The organism is Telluribacter humicola, from assembly GCF_017355935.1.
Lineage (GTDB): Bacteria > Bacteroidota > Bacteroidia > Cytophagales > Spirosomataceae > Telluribacter > Telluribacter humicola.
Window position 1 is genome coordinate 1,975,738 of sequence record NZ_JAFIQT010000001.1, and the last position, 16,229, is coordinate 1,991,966.

The 16,229-nt window shown below is 50.9% G+C and carries 14 protein-coding genes; 6 read left to right on the plus strand and 8 right to left on the minus strand.

What is annotated here, in order from left to right; genetic code table 11:
- Positions 1-29 precede the first annotated feature (29 nt).
- Together JUB14_RS08450 and JUB14_RS08455 are read right to left on the minus strand one after the other, a co-directional pair.
- The gene (locus JUB14_RS08450; protein WP_207505423.1) at positions 30-770 is read right to left on the minus strand and encodes a tetratricopeptide repeat protein; all 741 of its coding nucleotides are present in this window, start codon (positions 768-770) and stop codon (positions 30-32) included.
- A gap of 12 nt (positions 771-782) precedes the next feature.
- Positions 783-1,385, minus strand: a complete 603-nt coding sequence (locus JUB14_RS08455) for an RNA polymerase sigma factor (RefSeq protein WP_207505424.1) — start codon at positions 1,383-1,385, stop codon at positions 783-785.
- A 151-nt stretch (positions 1,386-1,536) separates the two neighbouring features.
- Between JUB14_RS08455 and JUB14_RS08460 the strand changes: the two genes are divergently transcribed.
- From JUB14_RS08460 to JUB14_RS08475, 4 genes are all read left to right on the plus strand, one after another.
- A complete protein-coding gene (locus JUB14_RS08460; RefSeq protein WP_207505425.1) occupies positions 1,537-2,100 on the plus strand; it encodes a hypothetical protein in 564 nt (187 codons plus the stop codon).
- Between the two features lie 63 nt (positions 2,101-2,163).
- A complete protein-coding gene (locus JUB14_RS08465) occupies positions 2,164-2,472 on the plus strand; it encodes a hypothetical protein (protein ID WP_229367590.1) in 309 nt (102 codons plus the stop codon).
- A 55-nt stretch (positions 2,473-2,527) separates the two neighbouring features.
- The gene (locus JUB14_RS08470; protein WP_207505426.1) at positions 2,528-2,899 is read left to right on the plus strand and encodes a LytR/AlgR family response regulator transcription factor; all 372 of its coding nucleotides are present in this window, start codon (positions 2,528-2,530) and stop codon (positions 2,897-2,899) included.
- A gap of 315 nt (positions 2,900-3,214) precedes the next feature.
- Complete coding sequence (locus JUB14_RS08475; RefSeq protein ID WP_207505427.1) at positions 3,215-3,955, plus strand: IPT/TIG domain-containing protein; 741 nt, start codon at positions 3,215-3,217, stop codon at positions 3,953-3,955.
- 115 nt (positions 3,956-4,070) lie between these two features.
- Here the strand turns inward: JUB14_RS08475 and JUB14_RS08480 are convergent, their stop codons facing one another.
- Positions 4,071-5,729 (minus strand): M28 family metallopeptidase, encoded by a 1,659-nt coding sequence (locus JUB14_RS08480; protein WP_207505428.1) that lies wholly within the window; start codon positions 5,727-5,729, stop codon positions 4,071-4,073.
- A gap of 431 nt (positions 5,730-6,160) precedes the next feature.
- On the opposite strand from JUB14_RS08480, the gene JUB14_RS08485 reads away from it, so the two are divergent.
- Positions 6,161-10,579, plus strand: a complete 4,419-nt coding sequence (locus JUB14_RS08485; RefSeq protein WP_207505429.1) for a lamin tail domain-containing protein — start codon at positions 6,161-6,163, stop codon at positions 10,577-10,579.
- A 65-nt stretch (positions 10,580-10,644) separates the two neighbouring features.
- Here the strand turns inward: JUB14_RS08485 and JUB14_RS08490 are convergent, their stop codons facing one another.
- Together JUB14_RS08490 and JUB14_RS08495 are read right to left on the minus strand one after the other, a co-directional pair.
- Positions 10,645-11,379, minus strand: a complete 735-nt coding sequence (locus JUB14_RS08490) for a hypothetical protein (RefSeq protein WP_207505430.1) — start codon at positions 11,377-11,379, stop codon at positions 10,645-10,647.
- Positions 11,380-11,426: 47 nt separating this feature from the next.
- Positions 11,427-12,110, minus strand: a complete 684-nt coding sequence (locus tag JUB14_RS08495; RefSeq protein WP_207505431.1) for a DUF4230 domain-containing protein — start codon at positions 12,108-12,110, stop codon at positions 11,427-11,429.
- Between the two features lie 44 nt (positions 12,111-12,154).
- Here JUB14_RS08495 and miaA point away from each other — a divergent pair, with 44 nt between their 5' ends.
- Positions 12,155-13,078, plus strand: a complete 924-nt coding sequence (miaA, locus tag JUB14_RS08500) for a tRNA (adenosine(37)-N6)-dimethylallyltransferase MiaA (RefSeq protein WP_207505980.1) — start codon at positions 12,155-12,157, stop codon at positions 13,076-13,078.
- Between the two features lie 69 nt (positions 13,079-13,147).
- Here miaA and JUB14_RS08505 read toward each other — a convergent pair whose 3' ends face one another.
- From JUB14_RS08505 to JUB14_RS08515, 3 genes are all read right to left on the minus strand, one after another.
- The gene (locus JUB14_RS08505) at positions 13,148-13,459 is read right to left on the minus strand and encodes a rhodanese-like domain-containing protein (RefSeq protein ID WP_207505432.1); all 312 of its coding nucleotides are present in this window, start codon (positions 13,457-13,459) and stop codon (positions 13,148-13,150) included.
- A 113-nt stretch (positions 13,460-13,572) separates the two neighbouring features.
- Complete coding sequence (locus JUB14_RS08510) at positions 13,573-15,450, minus strand: T9SS type A sorting domain-containing protein (protein WP_207505433.1); 1,878 nt, start codon at positions 15,448-15,450, stop codon at positions 13,573-13,575.
- On the minus strand, positions 15,428-16,228 hold the full coding sequence (locus tag JUB14_RS08515) for a PASTA domain-containing protein (protein ID WP_207505434.1): 801 nt from the start codon (positions 16,226-16,228) through the stop codon (positions 15,428-15,430). Before JUB14_RS08515 ends, JUB14_RS08510 begins: the two co-directional genes overlap by 23 nt.
- Position 16,229: the final 1 nt, after the last annotated feature.

A 16,229-nucleotide genomic window follows, 5' to 3' on the forward strand; every position in this document is an offset into this window, starting at 1 on the left:
ATGCTTTACAAAGTCAGGTACCTGACCTGCTAGTTATCTACCATTTCAGCCAGCCACTTTTTAGCTTCCCGTTCACCTTCCAACTCCTGCGATACTACTGTCTGCAGGAGTTGCCTGGCCTTGTCGAGATCCGAGGGCTGCCCCCGCTGGATGTAGGCAATTGCTTCGTAGAAGGTACCGGGGTTGGCGTTTAAGTCAGGTATGGCCGCGAGGCGATGGAAGTACGTAATGGCCTGATCATACTCTTTCTGGCGCAGGGCGGTTACTCCTACTAATATCAGCACATCGGCATTGTTGGCGTTCCGTTGCAGCATTTCCTGCCCTATCAGCTTAGCGGTGGTGTACTCACCGTCGTGGTAGCTTTGAATGGCACTCTTGAGACTATCGATGTCGCCATCCATGGGTACTGATAGTGTAGTGAAGTTCTCTTCCACGTAGGCATCGGCCAGTTGCTGGACATCAGGAGCTAGCGGGTTAAGCCAGAACCATACTACCCCTATGGCCAGTACAAGTACGGCGGCAGCGGCTGAGTACCAGGAGCGGAGGGCCTTTACTCGGCCCACGGGCTGATTTTTGGCAGGGAGCGGAGCTAATTGCTGCCATTCGGCGTGGCGCTCAGCCAGGATTTCTGTCCGCAGAGCCTGCTTTACGCTGAGGTACATGGCTACCTCCTCGGCCAGTTGGGTGTTATGGAGCAGCTCCTGTTCAAACTGTTCCTGCTCGGTTGGCGGCAGTTGCCGGTTAAAATATTGTTCTATGCGCTCGTTCATGATCTTGTGCTTCTACTTATTGGTTTTGCTACCCGTGTGGTACAGTTCCCGCAACTTTTCCAGACAGCGCAGGCGGCTGGTTTTGGCCACGGCTGCCGACTGGTAGTCGAGCTGGGTTGCAATCTCATCGTCTTTATAGCCTTCACCCCACGCCCACAGTATACGCTGGCACTTATCGCCCAGCGAACGGAGCCGGTGCCGGAGCAGATCCATGTCCTGCTGCATCACGAGGTCCTGCACCACTGATCGAGCCTCATCGGGCAGCATGTTCAGGGCTTCGGTCAGCCCTTCGGAACGATGGACCTGCGCTTTGTTAGTCGTATTCCGACGAATAAGGTCAACACATTTATTAGAAAATATTTGGTAGAGGTAGGTTTTGAGCTCGGATCTGCCCTGAAAGCGATCGGCAACGAGGTGCTCAATCACCGTTAGTACTGAGTCCGAGTAAGCTATGGAGCTATCCTGCTCCGACAAGTTGTGCTTGCGCATACCCTCCCTAATCAGATACGCGTATTTTTCATAAAGCTGTCTTTCATACTGGCGTCGCTTTGCACCGCCACTACAAATGCCCTGAATGATAGAATCATCAGGGGGTGTCCTGGAAAATAAAGCCATACGCTGGTGTGGGGTCTTTCGAAGAAATAAATATACATAATGTAACTGTAAATCAGAAAAATATGATTTAACGGTTACCATTAGTGCGTCGCAATACGACTAACGGGGCAGACAAACTCACATTAATGTTCATCCCTAACCCTTGCGACCCATGAAAACCCGGATACTTTCCCTGTTGGTGGCCTGCTGTGCCACCTTAGGTTATCTGCCCACGTACGCGCAGTCTCATTTTCTTACCTTTTATTTATCCAAAGTACCCCCACTGGCACCCGGTGGTACTTACGCAGTCGCTTTGAGTGACATTGGGTTGCACAAGCCCGGCTTTTCGGTGCTGCTGAAGGTCCGGTTGCCGCAGGATTCGGTCTACTATACCATACCGGGGGTGCTGCCTACGGGTGATTCATTTGGTTCTAAAGTAAAAACGGGAAAGGGTACACGTAGCGACACGCTATATATTATCCATCGGGAAGGGGAGAGTACCCTACAGGTGGAGGAGGTACTCGTGATGGCTTTTTATCCCATTGACCGGATGTCGACGGCATCATCCAGACGTGAATACGCTAAGGCTGTACTGAACAGCTACTACGACAAGAACACCAAACGGACTGCCCGTCGGGAAACGGCAGAACAACTTTCTGAAAATAAATTGCCGGATTTGTTTCCGGCTCTCGTACCCTTCCCGACTAAGCAGTCACAGTTGGTTTCCTCCCAATGAAATTCATTTCAAAACCGATGAAACACAGCTGTTTTATCATTCACCATTTAACCTTTCAAAGCTATGGCACTTGAATTCCAAACCATCCGGATCGATTTCCCTTCCAGAAGGGATGCCGAACAGACCATCAACCGATCGGCCACTTTTACCCGTAGTATCCGGAGTGTGGGAGCAGCTATCAACGGGTTTAACCTGCGATTTAACAACGGCGACCACCACCTGCTACAGGAGAAGGTGGATATTAATGCCATCACATTTAGTGATCGTACGGCTACTTTCAGCGTGAACCTGCTCCTGCGGGATGGTAGTGGTAGCATTGATGACCCTTATTCGGGCTTTGTGGATGTATTACTGATCGCTGATACCCAATAAGCGATTCATCCCTTAGTAAGTAATCTTCCATCAGCCATACGTATCCACATCAACTATGAACACTACATCCACAACTTTTCCCATATCCAGTGTACACATTGGTGGCTACACACTGGTTGATGCCGGGGAGATTATCCTCTGCCGGGCTGACTGCAACTATACCCAGGTACACCTGGTCAGAAAAAAAAGAATCATCGTCGCCACTACCCTGGGTATACTGGCAGACAGACTCAGCCCGAAGGGGTTCGTACGGGTAAACCGTTCAGAACTAATTAACAAGTCGTACATAGAAAGCTACGATGGCTACTACATCACCCTGGTCAATGGTACTACCTTACCGATATCGCGCAGAAGACGCAAGGAGGTACTACGACATCTGGAGTGTTTGTGTGACCACTGTCAGGATCAGAAAGTACAGTACGCATAGTATGCAGCCAAGATCGGCTGGAGAGAACAAAAATTTTCTAAAAAAAGCTGATCTGATGTTTCCCCCCGATGCGGATAAAGCGACTAACAGGTAGTAAGTAAATTTCTAAGCATCTATTAGCCATTTCACACCATGCCACACTACCTACTAGTATACCCCGACCGATGGCGGTAGTTGACTGAACTGCCCGAGATTTTAACGAAATATTTCAGCCTTTTTGCCCTTTGTCGGCTGGTGCCTCCACCTGCCGAAGCAGACTCTCTCTGCCTTTACCTATTGTCCCAATAACACTATGCACAAATAACATCTTAACCCATGAAAAAGACAGTAATCAATCCGCTAGTGCTGCTACCCTTACTGGCCGTAGCACTTGTCAACTGTGACAAGAACGACGAACCCAATCCTGGTGATTCAAATGGTATCACCATTACATCCATCAGTCCGGGTGAAGGACGTACAGGTGATAAAATAATGATTACAGGTACCGGTTTTTCGCCTAGCCTGAACGACAACACCGTACGATTCGGAAATGTAGATGCCTACCTGGATTCGGCTTCGGCCACCTGCCTGATCGCGAGAGTACCCAAGGATGCCGAAAATTGCAATTTAGGGGTGACAGTAAATGGTAAGCGAGTTATTTCGAAGGTCCTCTTTAATGTGCATCAGCTTGCGCCCGCTTTTAACAAAGCTGGTAGTGCTGCCAACGAGATGGACAATCTTACTTCAAGCTTTGTCAGAGTGGCCTCTACACTGGATGTGGTTGGAAGCAGGACGATAGTGGAACACGGTCATGTATGGAGTAACGTGGTGGTAAATCCAATCCTGCATGAAGGTAAAAATTTGCCACCGGATCATCCTGATTTTGGCGCTTATGACGGTCAGACGCAGAACGGTATCGTAACGGCCAGTGATGGACATCCCTACCGGTTTACCTCATACATTCAGAATCTGAAACCTGATACTGAGTATACCGTACGGGCCTACGTAATTACCAAGTCGGGTATGACCTACTATGGTCCGGCCAGTACCTTCAGAACCAAGAATAGGAACTATTAGGTAATGTCTAAAGTAACAGGCTATGCTCCCTGCAGAATTGAACCTCTGTTGGGAGCATAGCCTGTTTATAATTTACAATCCAGAAATAGGCTACCTGGTGGTACGCTACCCGGATCTATTTTCTTTGCTTCTCCCGGATGGCTTTGAACTCCGAGCCTTCTTTCCATACGGGCCACTTTTCTTCAAAAGCCAGGCGCTTACCTACCTGGAAGAGGAGCTTGAGCTCGTTAACAGCTCCCGCCATGGTCCAGGTGGCGGCCTTGTACTCGTCGGAGGGTTTATGGTAGTCTTTCTCGGTGTATTCATCCTGTAACTTTTCGCCGTACTCTTTACCTTTTCCTACCACGTCAACACCCGACTCTAGGTACAGGGCCGGGATACCTACTTTGGCAAAGTTGAAGTGGTCGGAGCGGTAGTAGTAGCCCGCTTCGGGATGCGTTTCGGCCGAGATATAGCCTCCCATTTCCTCTATTATTTCTTTAGTATACTCTTCGAGCTCCGACTGCCCTTCGCCCACCAGTACCATGTCTTTGGTAGGTTCAAAACGATTGAGACCATCCATATTGATATTGGCAACGGTTTTGTTGACCGGGTAGATCGGGTTCTGGGCGTAGTAGGCCGATCCCCACAAGCCCTGCTCCTCGGCGGTGACGGCCAGGAACACTATAGTACGCTCGGGTTGCTTGTCAAGGCTCTTGAAGGCACGCGCCAGTTCGATAAGCCCGGCGGTTCCGGAGGCATTGTCGAGGGCGCCGTTATAAATGGAGTCGCCGGTGGCGTCGGGCGTACCAATACCCAGGTGGTCCCAGTGAGCGGTATAGATTACTACCTCGTCGGGGCGCTTGGTACCCGTAATCTTGCCAATGACGTTATGGGTTTTGTTGTAGGTGGTCTTTACCTTCATAGCCGTACTCAGCTTCAGACCCAGTGGTATGGCTTTGAACCCACGCTGGTCGGCTTTGGTCAGCAGATCGGCTCCGTAGCCGGCTACCTGCATCAGGCGGGTAGCTACTGTCTCGGGCAGCCAGCCTATTATGTCACAGTTCGGTATATTCTTGCCCCGGTTGTCCAGCTGCAGGCGTGAGGTGTTAAAGTTATTCTGTTGTACGGCGAAGGGGTATCCGGCCGCCTCGGTACGGTGAATGATGAGGCAGCCTTTGGCGCCCTGCCGGGCGGCTTCTTCAAACTTGTAGGTCCAGCGGCCGTAGTAGGTCATCTCCTTTCCCTTGAACAAGGTTGTGTCGCCGGACCAGAAGCCGGGGTCATTGACCATCACCATCACTACCTTGCCTTTTACATCCAGCCCTTCGTAGTCGTTCCAGTTGTATTCGGGAGCGACTACGCCGTAGCCAGCAAATACCAGCTCATCGTTAGTGAGGCTGATGTTGGGCTCGGTACGGTCAGTCCAGATGACGTAATCATCGGGGGCGCTTAGTGAAAAGGTACCCTTAGGCGAAGTGATCTGCATGGTAGGCGCGGCAGTAGCCTCAATATTGACCATAGGTACCTCCTGTAGATAGCTATCGCCGTTGCCGGGCTCCAGTCCCACGGCCTTGTACTGCTGCTGCAGGTACTCAATAGTTTTGGTTTCGCCTTCTGTAAAGGGCTTACGGCCCATAAAATCATCGGAAGCCAGTATCGCTACGTGCTTCTTGAGGCTGTCTGCGCTGAGGGTAGCCGATCCGTCATTGTTATCTAGGACACCTTCACTGGTACTGCAGGCCGTAAGCAGGGCCATAAAAAGGAGGGGGTAAGCTTTGGCAAGTTGGTTCATGAAGTAATGAATAGGGTAGGGTTAAACAGAGATAACATAATCAGTTAACTGCTGAAATATACATAATAATCAGACATAGTTATACCTGTATTGTGCCGTGTAGGGGTAGTACCTTGGGAAGTACTAATGGTACTATTCGACCGACTTCGTAAACGGTATTACCCCAATGTTACCTCGGGCTGATCAACTACGGGTAAATCAGCTTCGCTGATTGCCAGTCAATTAGTGAGAGCTTGTCCCCGATAAGTCCAATCTTTCTCGCTGCTGTTGCGATTAAATGCCCCAAACAACATTCAGAATTAATATTCACCAAACCTGTTGGTAACCATTTGTTAATCAAAGCACCGCTCAATCCTGCCTAAATTTGTCCTAAACTCAAACTAAATAGTATGCATCAACATTTACGATTTTTTTACAGGCTGTTGCTAAGCTTGTTACTGCTTGTGCCGTTGGGAGAGACGTGGGCGCAGTCTGCAACTGATGTTGTTATCAGTCAGGTGTATGGTGGAGGAGGTAATTCCGGAGCTACTTACAAAAATGACTTTATTGAACTCTACAACCGCGGCAGCGTAGCCGTTAGCCTTGATGGCTGGAGTGTACAGTATGCCAGTGCAACCGGTACAACCTGGCAGATGACGCCTCTGAATGGCTCCATACCCGCAGGGGGCTACTACCTGATCAAGCAGGCACAGGGATCGGGTGGTACCGTAGAGTTACCCACCCCCAATGCTACGGGTACTATTGCCATGTCAGGAACAGCCGGTAAAGTTGCGCTGGTGAGCTCTGCAACGGCTTTGTCGGGAGCATGTCCACGCGAAAGTTCAGTAGATTTTGTAGGGTTTGGTACTACGGCCAACTGCTTCGAAGGTGCTGGTGCTACTCCTACACTAAGCAACACAACGGCCGCTCTGCGCAAGTCGAACGGCAGCATTGATACGAATAATAACAGCGGCGACTTTGAAACGGGTGCCCCTAATCCGCGCAACTCCGTTGTAACACAGGCTAGCCTGGCCGTGGCTCCTACTACATTATCCGGCTTCACTACTACGCCGGGAAACGCGTCGGCCAGCCAAAGCTATTCGCTCACGGCTACTGAGCTATCAGGAGATGTTACTGTTACGGCTCCGGCTGGGGTGGAAATAAGTACTGATAATACTACTTTTAGCTCTGCATTAACTTTACCTCAGTCTACTACTTCGGCTCAACTTTATGCCCGCCTGACGGGTGCCGTAGCAGGACCTGTAAGCGGGACCATCACGCATTTAAGCGGTGATCTTTCGGCTGGTGTAGAGGTGAGCGGTACCGTTACGGCGCCTACACCCACTACAAGTACAGTTGTAATCAGCCAGGTGTACGGCGGTGGAGGTAACTCCGGTGCTACTTACAAGAATGATTTCATAGAACTATATAATCCGGGTACTTCGGCCGTTGACCTCACCGGATGGAGTGTACAGTATGCTTCTTCTACGGGAACCAGCTGGCAGCGTACTAATCTGAGCGGCACTATTCCGGCTGGTGGTTATTACCTGATACAGCAGGCTGCCGGGTCGGCAGGTACTACGGATCTTCCTGCTCCTGATGCCATTGGTACTATTGCAATGGCGGCTGCATCAGGTAAAGTAGCATTGGTAAAGTCCACAACGGCCCTATCCGGTGTATGTCCTACGGATGAACTTATAGTTGACCTCGTTGGATTTGGCTCGGCCAACTGCTTTGAAGGTACTGGTGCTACACCTACGCTAAACAGCTCAATCGCCGCTCTGCGCAAGTCGAACGGAAGTGTTGATACCGATGATAACCGGGCTGACTTTGAGACCGGAGCCCCCAATCCACGTAACTCTACTCCGGTAGGACCTGCTATCGAGACGAATCCTGCTGCTCTGACGGGGACAGATGCCTTGTATTATGTAGAAGGAAACGGCCCCGCCACTAAAACCTTCACGGTTACAGCCAGAAACTTGTCTGCTGCTTCCGGTGAAATTACAGTCGTTTCATCCAATCCGGTATTTACAGTATCGACCACTACTATCTCTTTCAGTGGTTCAGGAGTTTCGGGGGCTGAGGTAACCGTGCAGTTAGCAGCCGGTTTGTCAGCAGGTACTTACTCGGGTACAATAACCCTGACGGGTGGCGGTGCTACGCTGGAAGTACCCGTGAGTGGTATTGTCAATACGGATAGTCCTTTTACACCCATTAACATTGCCCGTGCTGGCATTGGCCAGATCTTTACCATTATCGGCCGCGTGACGGTGACCGACCAGTTGGGGGCACGTCAGATCTACATTCAGGACGAAACGGGGGGAATAGTCGTGTATAGCGGCCCTTCTGGACCTGATTTCTCTACCATGGTTGAGCTGGGTGACCTGGTGCAGGTTACAGGTCCTATATCAGTATATAATGGATTTACTGAAATAACGGGTACTGATAACTTTACCGTTGTTGCGGATGTACCTAGAAAGATACCGGCTCCAAAGGTAATCACCCTCGATCAGTTGTCTGACTACCAGGGACAGCTTGTTACCGTAACAAATGCCTCCATCAGCCCTGAGGGAGCTACCTTTGCCGGTAATACCAACTATACCATCACAGCAGGTGGTCAGTCGGCTACACTGCGTATTAACGCTAATTCACCGCTGGCAGGAGCCGGACGGTCGTCCAACCCAGTAACCGTGACCGGTATTGCCGACCGTTTTGTTTCCGGATCAACCACCCCCGGTACCAATGGTTTACAGCTGCAGCCACGTATTCTGGAAGATATTCCCGGATCAACTCCGGCTCAGGACTATATATGTGAAACTCCGGGCGGCACTACTACATTGACGCGTGACCAGACACTGGATATCTCAACCTGGAACATGGAATTCTTTGGAGCTGATGCAGGTACTATCGCTTGTCCACAAGGTCCCCTGAACTATGAAGATATGGGACCACTCAACGAAGACCTGCAGCAGACCAATGCTATCAAGGTAATTGAGAAGCTGAACGCGGATATTATCGCCGTACAGGAAATGAGTAGTACGGATCGACTGGAGGCTACGGTGAAAGCTATACCCGGCGGTAACTACAGCTATATCTGTTCGGACAAGTTTTCTTACTACTTCCAGGATGAATGTCAGCAGGTACCAACGGGCAATCCGCCTACCGTATTTGGACCTACTTCGTTGGCCCAGAAGGTGTGTATCATTTATAATACCGCTACGGTAACGCCGGTACTAGAAGAAACTAAGCCTCTGCTGGCTGATAAGTACAACTATCCTTCGGGTAACGGCTGGTCGTCAGGACGTCTTCCTTTTATGTTCGTGGCTGACGTATCCTTACAAGGAGAAACCCGTCGTGTACACGTGGTAGATATCCACGCTAAGTCAGGTAGTGCCACTTCGGATTACAACCGCCGTAAGCAGGATATTCAGGATCTCAAAACCGCCCTGGATGCTGAATACCCCGAAGCTAACATCATCATACTGGGTGACTATAATGATAAGCTGAATGGCTCTATCGCTGCCAACCAGCCCTCGTCGTACCTGCCGTTTGTATCGGATGTGTCTAACTACTCGGCCATCACACTGCCACTCGAAAACCAGGGATGCTCTACTTTTAATCCTTCGGCCAGCTTTATTGATCATATGATCCTTTCGAGTGAACTGGCTACCGCCTACCTTGATAAATCAGTCTATGTAATGCAGCCGTTGAGCATTCCTAACTATGCCAATACTACGTCTGACCACAATCCGGTACTGGCTCGTTTTGATATTACTCAACTACCTGCTCCGGTTACGCCACTGGCTGTTACCGTAACTGCTACTCCTGCCGAGATTCTTTCGAACGAATCAACCAGTCTGACGGCTACGGTGTCGGGTGGTACTGAGCCTTACACCTACGAGTGGACCGGCCCCGGTACTATCACCAACGCGACCAGTGCTACGGCCACAGTTTCAAACCTGTCGGCTGGTGTGCATGAGTTTACTGTTAAAGTGACAGACGCTACCAACCCTGAAAAGCAGACCCTATCCAAGACGGTTACCGTTACGGTAATTCAGGCTAATCTGGCTCCGGTAGCTTCGCCAATAGCAGATCAGTCGGCTACGGCTGGATTTGCTATTGAATTGGATGTGACAACCGCATTCCAGGATCCGGAGAATGAAACACTTACCTACACGGCCACTGGCCTACCGGCAGGACTCAGCCTGAACAATGGCGTGATCAGCGGTATGCCAGCTGTTACCGGCGAATTTGCGGTAACCGTTACAGCTACCGATCCGGCAGGTCTTTCGGCTAATGCCAGCTTTACGCTAACCGTAGTAGCCGGACCGCTGAAGATGCTGGTCCCTGACTATGACTGCAACACCGGTCGCCTGACCATCCGTACCATTGCTGGTAACGGTAATGAGATAGAGTACCAGGTAGCATCAGTTACGACCGGCTGGACTACGCAGGCCACCCTTACACTGGAAGCTAAGCACATCAACCGAAGCCTGAAACTACGCGCCCGTCAGCGCCGCAGCGATGGAAGAGGCTATGATGAGGTAGAGTTAGCTTTCACGCCTACGGCTTGTAATGCCGCTGCCCGTATCGGTATCTCTGAGCCCGAAACGGTTACGGAGCTTACTCTGCAGGTACTCGGAAATCCGGTAACGGATGTGTTGACGGTGGATGTACGTGGTGCCGAAGGTCAGGCTCTGCAACTGCACCTGATTGATCTGAATGGACGCATCATCGAAGCCCGTCGTATCGAATCGGCCGGTGAGGTAGAGCATCATTCGTTTGATGTACGCCGCCAGGCTACGGGTATGCTGCTGTTGCAGGTATCAACGATCAAAGAGCAGAAGATGGTTAAAATCCTGAAAAACTAAGTACTAGCTGTTCTGATATAGGCTGCCCATCCCGTCCGATTTCCGGACCGGGAGGGGCAGCTTTTTTAATCCCAATACTTTTTCATCAGCTCATATCCCTCGGGGTCAAATGCCCGCAGTTGTTCCCGGGTAAAGGGGTAGTAGTCGTTTTTTCCAAGGTAGGCTTCACTTAGCTCAGCAAAGTACTCGTCCACCGAGTTAAGGGCGTAGGCCCGGCGGGTACCACCCAGGTTATAGGCCACTTCTTCGTATTTCTTGCTTTTCAAAGCTTTTCGATAAGCTTTATCCACTTCATTGGTTTTGATACGAATGGTCTGGTCAAAATAAGCGTGAGCCAGTTCGTGCAGTACCATGTAGGGCTGATTCAACCTTTGCCACTCCACGAAGTTTCGGATGTTACTTACCTCCACACTCTTTGCCTTCTCGGGCAGGTACCCATTGGCCTTCAGCCAATCCCCCGACCGATGGTACCACATAGCTCCCTTAGGTACAAGGTCCCACTCCATCCAGATAGGTACCCGCTTTATGAGAATGAGCTGGTCAGGCTTAATGAGATGATTTATTTCAAGGAGTTTGGTATCCAGTAGCGCAATGGCTTCCTCCGTTTCCGGATGAGTAAACGCATCTTCCCTGACCAGTACTTTGTAGCCCTGTATGTAGAGTGTACGATAGGTGGAGTCAGCAACGGAGTAGGTGAAAGCCCACTCCTGTACCCTTACTGGTGAGGTAGGTACCCCTACGGTAGGTACCCTTTTGGGAAACCAATGGGCTAGCAGGTAAAAGAGGGTGCTGTATATCATGAGGAGTAGGGGGCGTTGAGGGGGCACATCAGCGAGATAATTTAAACCTACTTCTTCTTTTCCTCCTCATCCGGGGGCAGCAGCGGGTCAATACTAGCTTCGGTATCGCGGTAGTTACTGTACGAATCCAGCATTTTTCGGTTGGCTTCTGAAAGTTGCATATCAATTTTCCAGTTCATCAGGGCCGCCAGCTGGTAAATCATAAACTGCACCTGGTTGTTGGCAATGCGGGGGAGGTCGCTCTGCAGGGCCTTTTCATTCATGGTTTGCTTGGCCTCCGTTAGTATGTTGGTATAGTCGTCGCTCTGGAAGCGGTTGATCCAGCCCTGTTCTATGTCGTAGAACTTGTAGTCGGTATCCATGGAAAGAATTTCCGGCTCGGGAAAGTACTCGATAATCATCCGGCGGTCGTCTTCGGAGAGGCGGAACCGCATCTTCCGGAAGTCGTAACCAACCAGAACTTTGGCCTTGGCAATAACCAGCGCCTTTTTGCGGTCATTAAACAGGTGCCAGTAGTCTTTATTCTGCTGGTAGTTGTAGATTTCGGTAAAGTACCCTTCGGCCATAACTACCTTAAATACCTTTTCTATCCGTTCCAGCAGAATGGTGGCTTCCCGGCTGGGTTCAGAGGATTTGCGGTTACGGCCCGACCAGAAGTAGTAGATTCCGGCGCCAACCAGTCCCCCCAATAGTAGTGTAAGCAGAAAAAAAACCAGACTATTGCTGTCCATGATGTCTATTTTTGCGGTTCTAATATGCGTATATAAACTGAATAATACCAAAAGTGGCTGATAAGTACCTGATTGTTATAGCCGGACCCACGGCGGTTGGAAAGACAGACCTGTGCCTCCGGCTGGCCGAAGAGCTGCAGACTGTCATCGTTTCTGCCGATTCACGGCAGGTTTTCCGGGAGCTTACCATTGGTACAGCCAAGCCTACCGAGGCCGAACTCGCACGGGTACCTCATTACTTTATAAATTCTCATACCATCGCGGAGCCTTACAGTGCCGGTGACTTTGAGCGGGATGCGCTGGTGCTGCTGGATGAGCTATTCAGAGAGAGGGATGTGGTACTTATGACGGGGGGATCAGGACTATATATCAAGGCGGTATGCGAAGGCCTCGACGACCTGCCCCAGCCCCTGCCGGGCCTGCGTGAAGAGCTGACTCTGCGCCTGCAGGAGGAGGGGCTCGAAGTACTTCAGGTCGATGCCCTGCACGTTGATCCGGAGTTTGCGGCTACGCCCGAAATCCAGAATCCGCAGCGGGTAGTGCGGGCGCTGGAAGTATTCTATACCACCGGCCAGCCTATCTCTTCCTTTAAGAAAAAACAAGTAGCCCAACGTCCCTTCCGGCAGGTACTCATAGCCTTGGATCGGGACCGGGACGAGCTGTACCAGCGAATCAACACCCGTATGGATACCATGCTAGCGGCTGGATTGGTAGAGGAGGCACGCTTAGTGGCCCAGTACCGTCACCACCACGCCCTGCAGACTGTAGGGTACAAAGAGGTATACGGGTACCTGGATGGGGAGTACGGGGAGGAGGAAATGGTACGCCTGCTCAAACAGAACTCCCGCCGCTACGCCAAGCGTCAGTTGACGTGGTTCCGGCATCAGGGGGAGTTTGCGTGGTTTCAGGCGGAGGATTACCATGGGGTTTTAAGCCATATTCAGTCTTCTTTGAATCAATTAATATAGAATTCATTCAATATAAACAAGGAGCCCCATCTGATATCAGATGGGGCTCTTGGTAGTTTTGTATCACTATTAACCTTCCTGCTCTTCCATTTCGCGATAAGCCAGTATGCCTCCGGTTACATTGCGGACATTGTTAAATCCATTAGCTTCCAGAAACTGCTGGGCCTTGCCCGAGCGGGCACCGGAGCGGCAGTGCACAACGATTTCTTCGTCTTTCAGTGGTTCCAGCTCATCGAGGTGATCAGGTAATTCGCCCAGCGGGATCAGTTGTGCTCCCAGGTTGTCAGCCTCGTATTCGTATTCTTCGCGAACGTCAATGAAGTTGAACTTTTCACCCTTATCCAGACGCTCTTTTAGTTCTTGTACCGTAATATCTGCCATGAGTAGCTATGGTTATATGTAAAGAATGAACAATGTTTTAGAAAGGCAAAAATAGCGTATAGAGTTCAAAAATGTACCTCAGAAGTAGCAGTACCAGCTATAAGCTGACTAGATTACTTTTTGATGACCAGCTTCTGGACGGCTGTTCGTTTTCCGTCTGTAATACGCAGAATGTACATCCCTTCGGACAGATGGCTGAGGGACGCTTCCCGTACCCCTTCACCAGGGGAGATTACCCTCACCTGTATACCCTGTACTGAATACACTTCAATCTGTTTGATCAGGTCGTTGTCCCACCGGATGTTCCCGCTGGTTGGATTGGGGTAGACGCTGACCTGTAAGTTAGGCAGGGGCTCGGAGCCGGTCACAATGCCGTCATCTTTTCCTCCCATGTAAGGGCGAATCATCACACTTCCTTTCAGATCCAGATTCCCGGCCCATTCGTTAGAGAGATTGGTATACAACTGTGCGGCTCCTAGCTGGGAGTTACGGTCAAAGCCCACGGTCAGAGGATCTTCACCGATCTGCAGCCAGCCTACATAAAAGGTATCCGTCACGGCCACGCCGTTGGTAAAAGGGAAGTCTACGTAGCCATTGCGTGTGGTACCGTACGAGGCGCGTACCGACTGCTGGTGTACGACGCGATCGGGTCTGCCGTTGGTGCTGTTCCATACCTGAATCGTAAAGGCCTGTCCGGTCTGATTCCGGCGAAAAGGTACCAGTGCCATCCGTACCCCACCCAGGGTGTCAGGTCGATTGACTACAAACCGTACAACCGTACGTCCCAGTCGCTGATTCATCCGTACTCCAAACTCCGCCGAGCCGTCGTCATAGGCGTAGTAGTCGGCTAGTTCGGTAATGGTACTGATGGTATCGTTGCGGCGCAGGTTTACAGAGGGGATAGTGGGGTTCTGATCATCTGTAGTGAGCAGGTCAAATTTCAGTTTGAGTCTGAGTCGTTCTACACCGGCCTGCCGGGGTATAGGTGTTACTTTAACCGCCTTTTTCTGAGTTTGCCCCGGACCAATAAATACTGATAACGGCTCCTGATACCTTTGGATCTCGCGCCCGGTCAGCTGGTCACGAATGGTGAAGGTATAGGAGGTGAAGTTAAAGTTGTTGAACAGGTTTACGATGTCTGTCCGGATCGAGTCGGCCGTTTCGGCGGCGGGAGCCTGCCAGTACTGGTCCAGCGGCATGGCCGTGTATCGTTTCAAGAATGACGTCAATGGTTGCCGTACGGCCACATCCTTGATGAAGCGGTCATTGATGGATCGGTTCCGGTTCAGATAGATGTAGTCCAGGTGCCAGCTATCGAATGCTCCCGACGAACGGCCGTAGCCCCGGAAACGAAACCGGAAGCCCGCGTGCAGGAATGACGCATCGCGAACCGGTATAAAGGTATGCTTATAAAGCGTGTCAAAAACAGCGCCCGATTGCTTCCAGACACTGATCCAGTCTCCTTTCTGATTCAGGAATTCCAGCCGGAAGGTATCTACATCGTCGGGCAGTTCGCCGAGTCCGCGGGCCTGCCAGTAAAAACTCAGGTACACCGAGTCGGCAGGCGAGAGGCCAGCCAGGTCAATGGGTTGGGTGGTAAGGGTATCGGTGTCCCCCTGAGCCTGCTCATTGATGAAGTTATAGGGTGCCCCGGCAGCATTCAACCCGTCGAAGGTAGCGATGTTGATGGAAGGATGCGTCGTGGTAAGGACGTTGTTGATGTACACCCCACTACCGGGCATCCAGATCGCCGGATCAGGAGATGTATTCGAGGTCGTTGAGAAATCATCAAAAACCGGTAGCCTCAGCGCCTGCGTACGGGCAGCCTGCTTTGGTATTGGCTGCTGGACGGATGCACCGGCCGGTGGGATGATAGGTACCAGTTCGAGCTGTGCCCAGGCTGGTACCGAACACAGCCATACCAGCCACGCAAGGTATATGCCTCTTTTGGGGAAATTGATCAATAAATTAATCCAGCTGGGGTTCTTCATTCGAATCGGACGAGGAGTCAGTGAGCGGTCCTACTACCCATAGGTCAATTACGTCACCAATACGGATTTTATTGCCTGATTCGGGATTTTGGCGTACAACGGTACCCGCCTCCTTGCTATCGTCGTTCACTACTATCACCTGACCCACTTTGAGACCCGCACCCACAATCTGGAACTTGGCTTCGTCGAGTGGCATGTCAACTACTGATGGCACCGGGAATGAAGTACTACCCAATCCGTCACCCACCTCCAGGTCTATCTTAGAACCCTTGGCTACGGGCTGCCCCGGCAGAATCTCCTGCCCGTTGTAGTACTGCCTCAGTACGGCCCCGTGGGCCAGGTCGGGCACGTAGCGCAGCGTACCCAGGTTGAGTCCCATGCTCTTGATGAGCATCTGGGCACTGCGTAGCGTCATGTCAGTTAACTTAGGCATCTTGATCAGCGGAGCTGTACGCGATACCACCGTAATATAGATCTTACGACCTTCCTTCACCTTGGAGTTGGGCTGAGGATACTGCGACAGAATGGTCAGAGGGGCCATGTTAGCCACAAAGGTACAGTCACTTACTTCGTAGCGCAGGTCACGCTCATCCAGAAAGTCCTCCAGTTCCTCCACATTCATCTTACGCAGATCAGGGACTGTAATAGCCTCGCCATGATTAGTGGTTAGTGGTAAGTAGATAAAGAAGAAAGCAAGGAATAAGGCGGCTATCAGCGCTATAATAATTCCAATATGAATAAAGAGGTCTTTACGGGACTGCGTGCTAATCTTAACCATG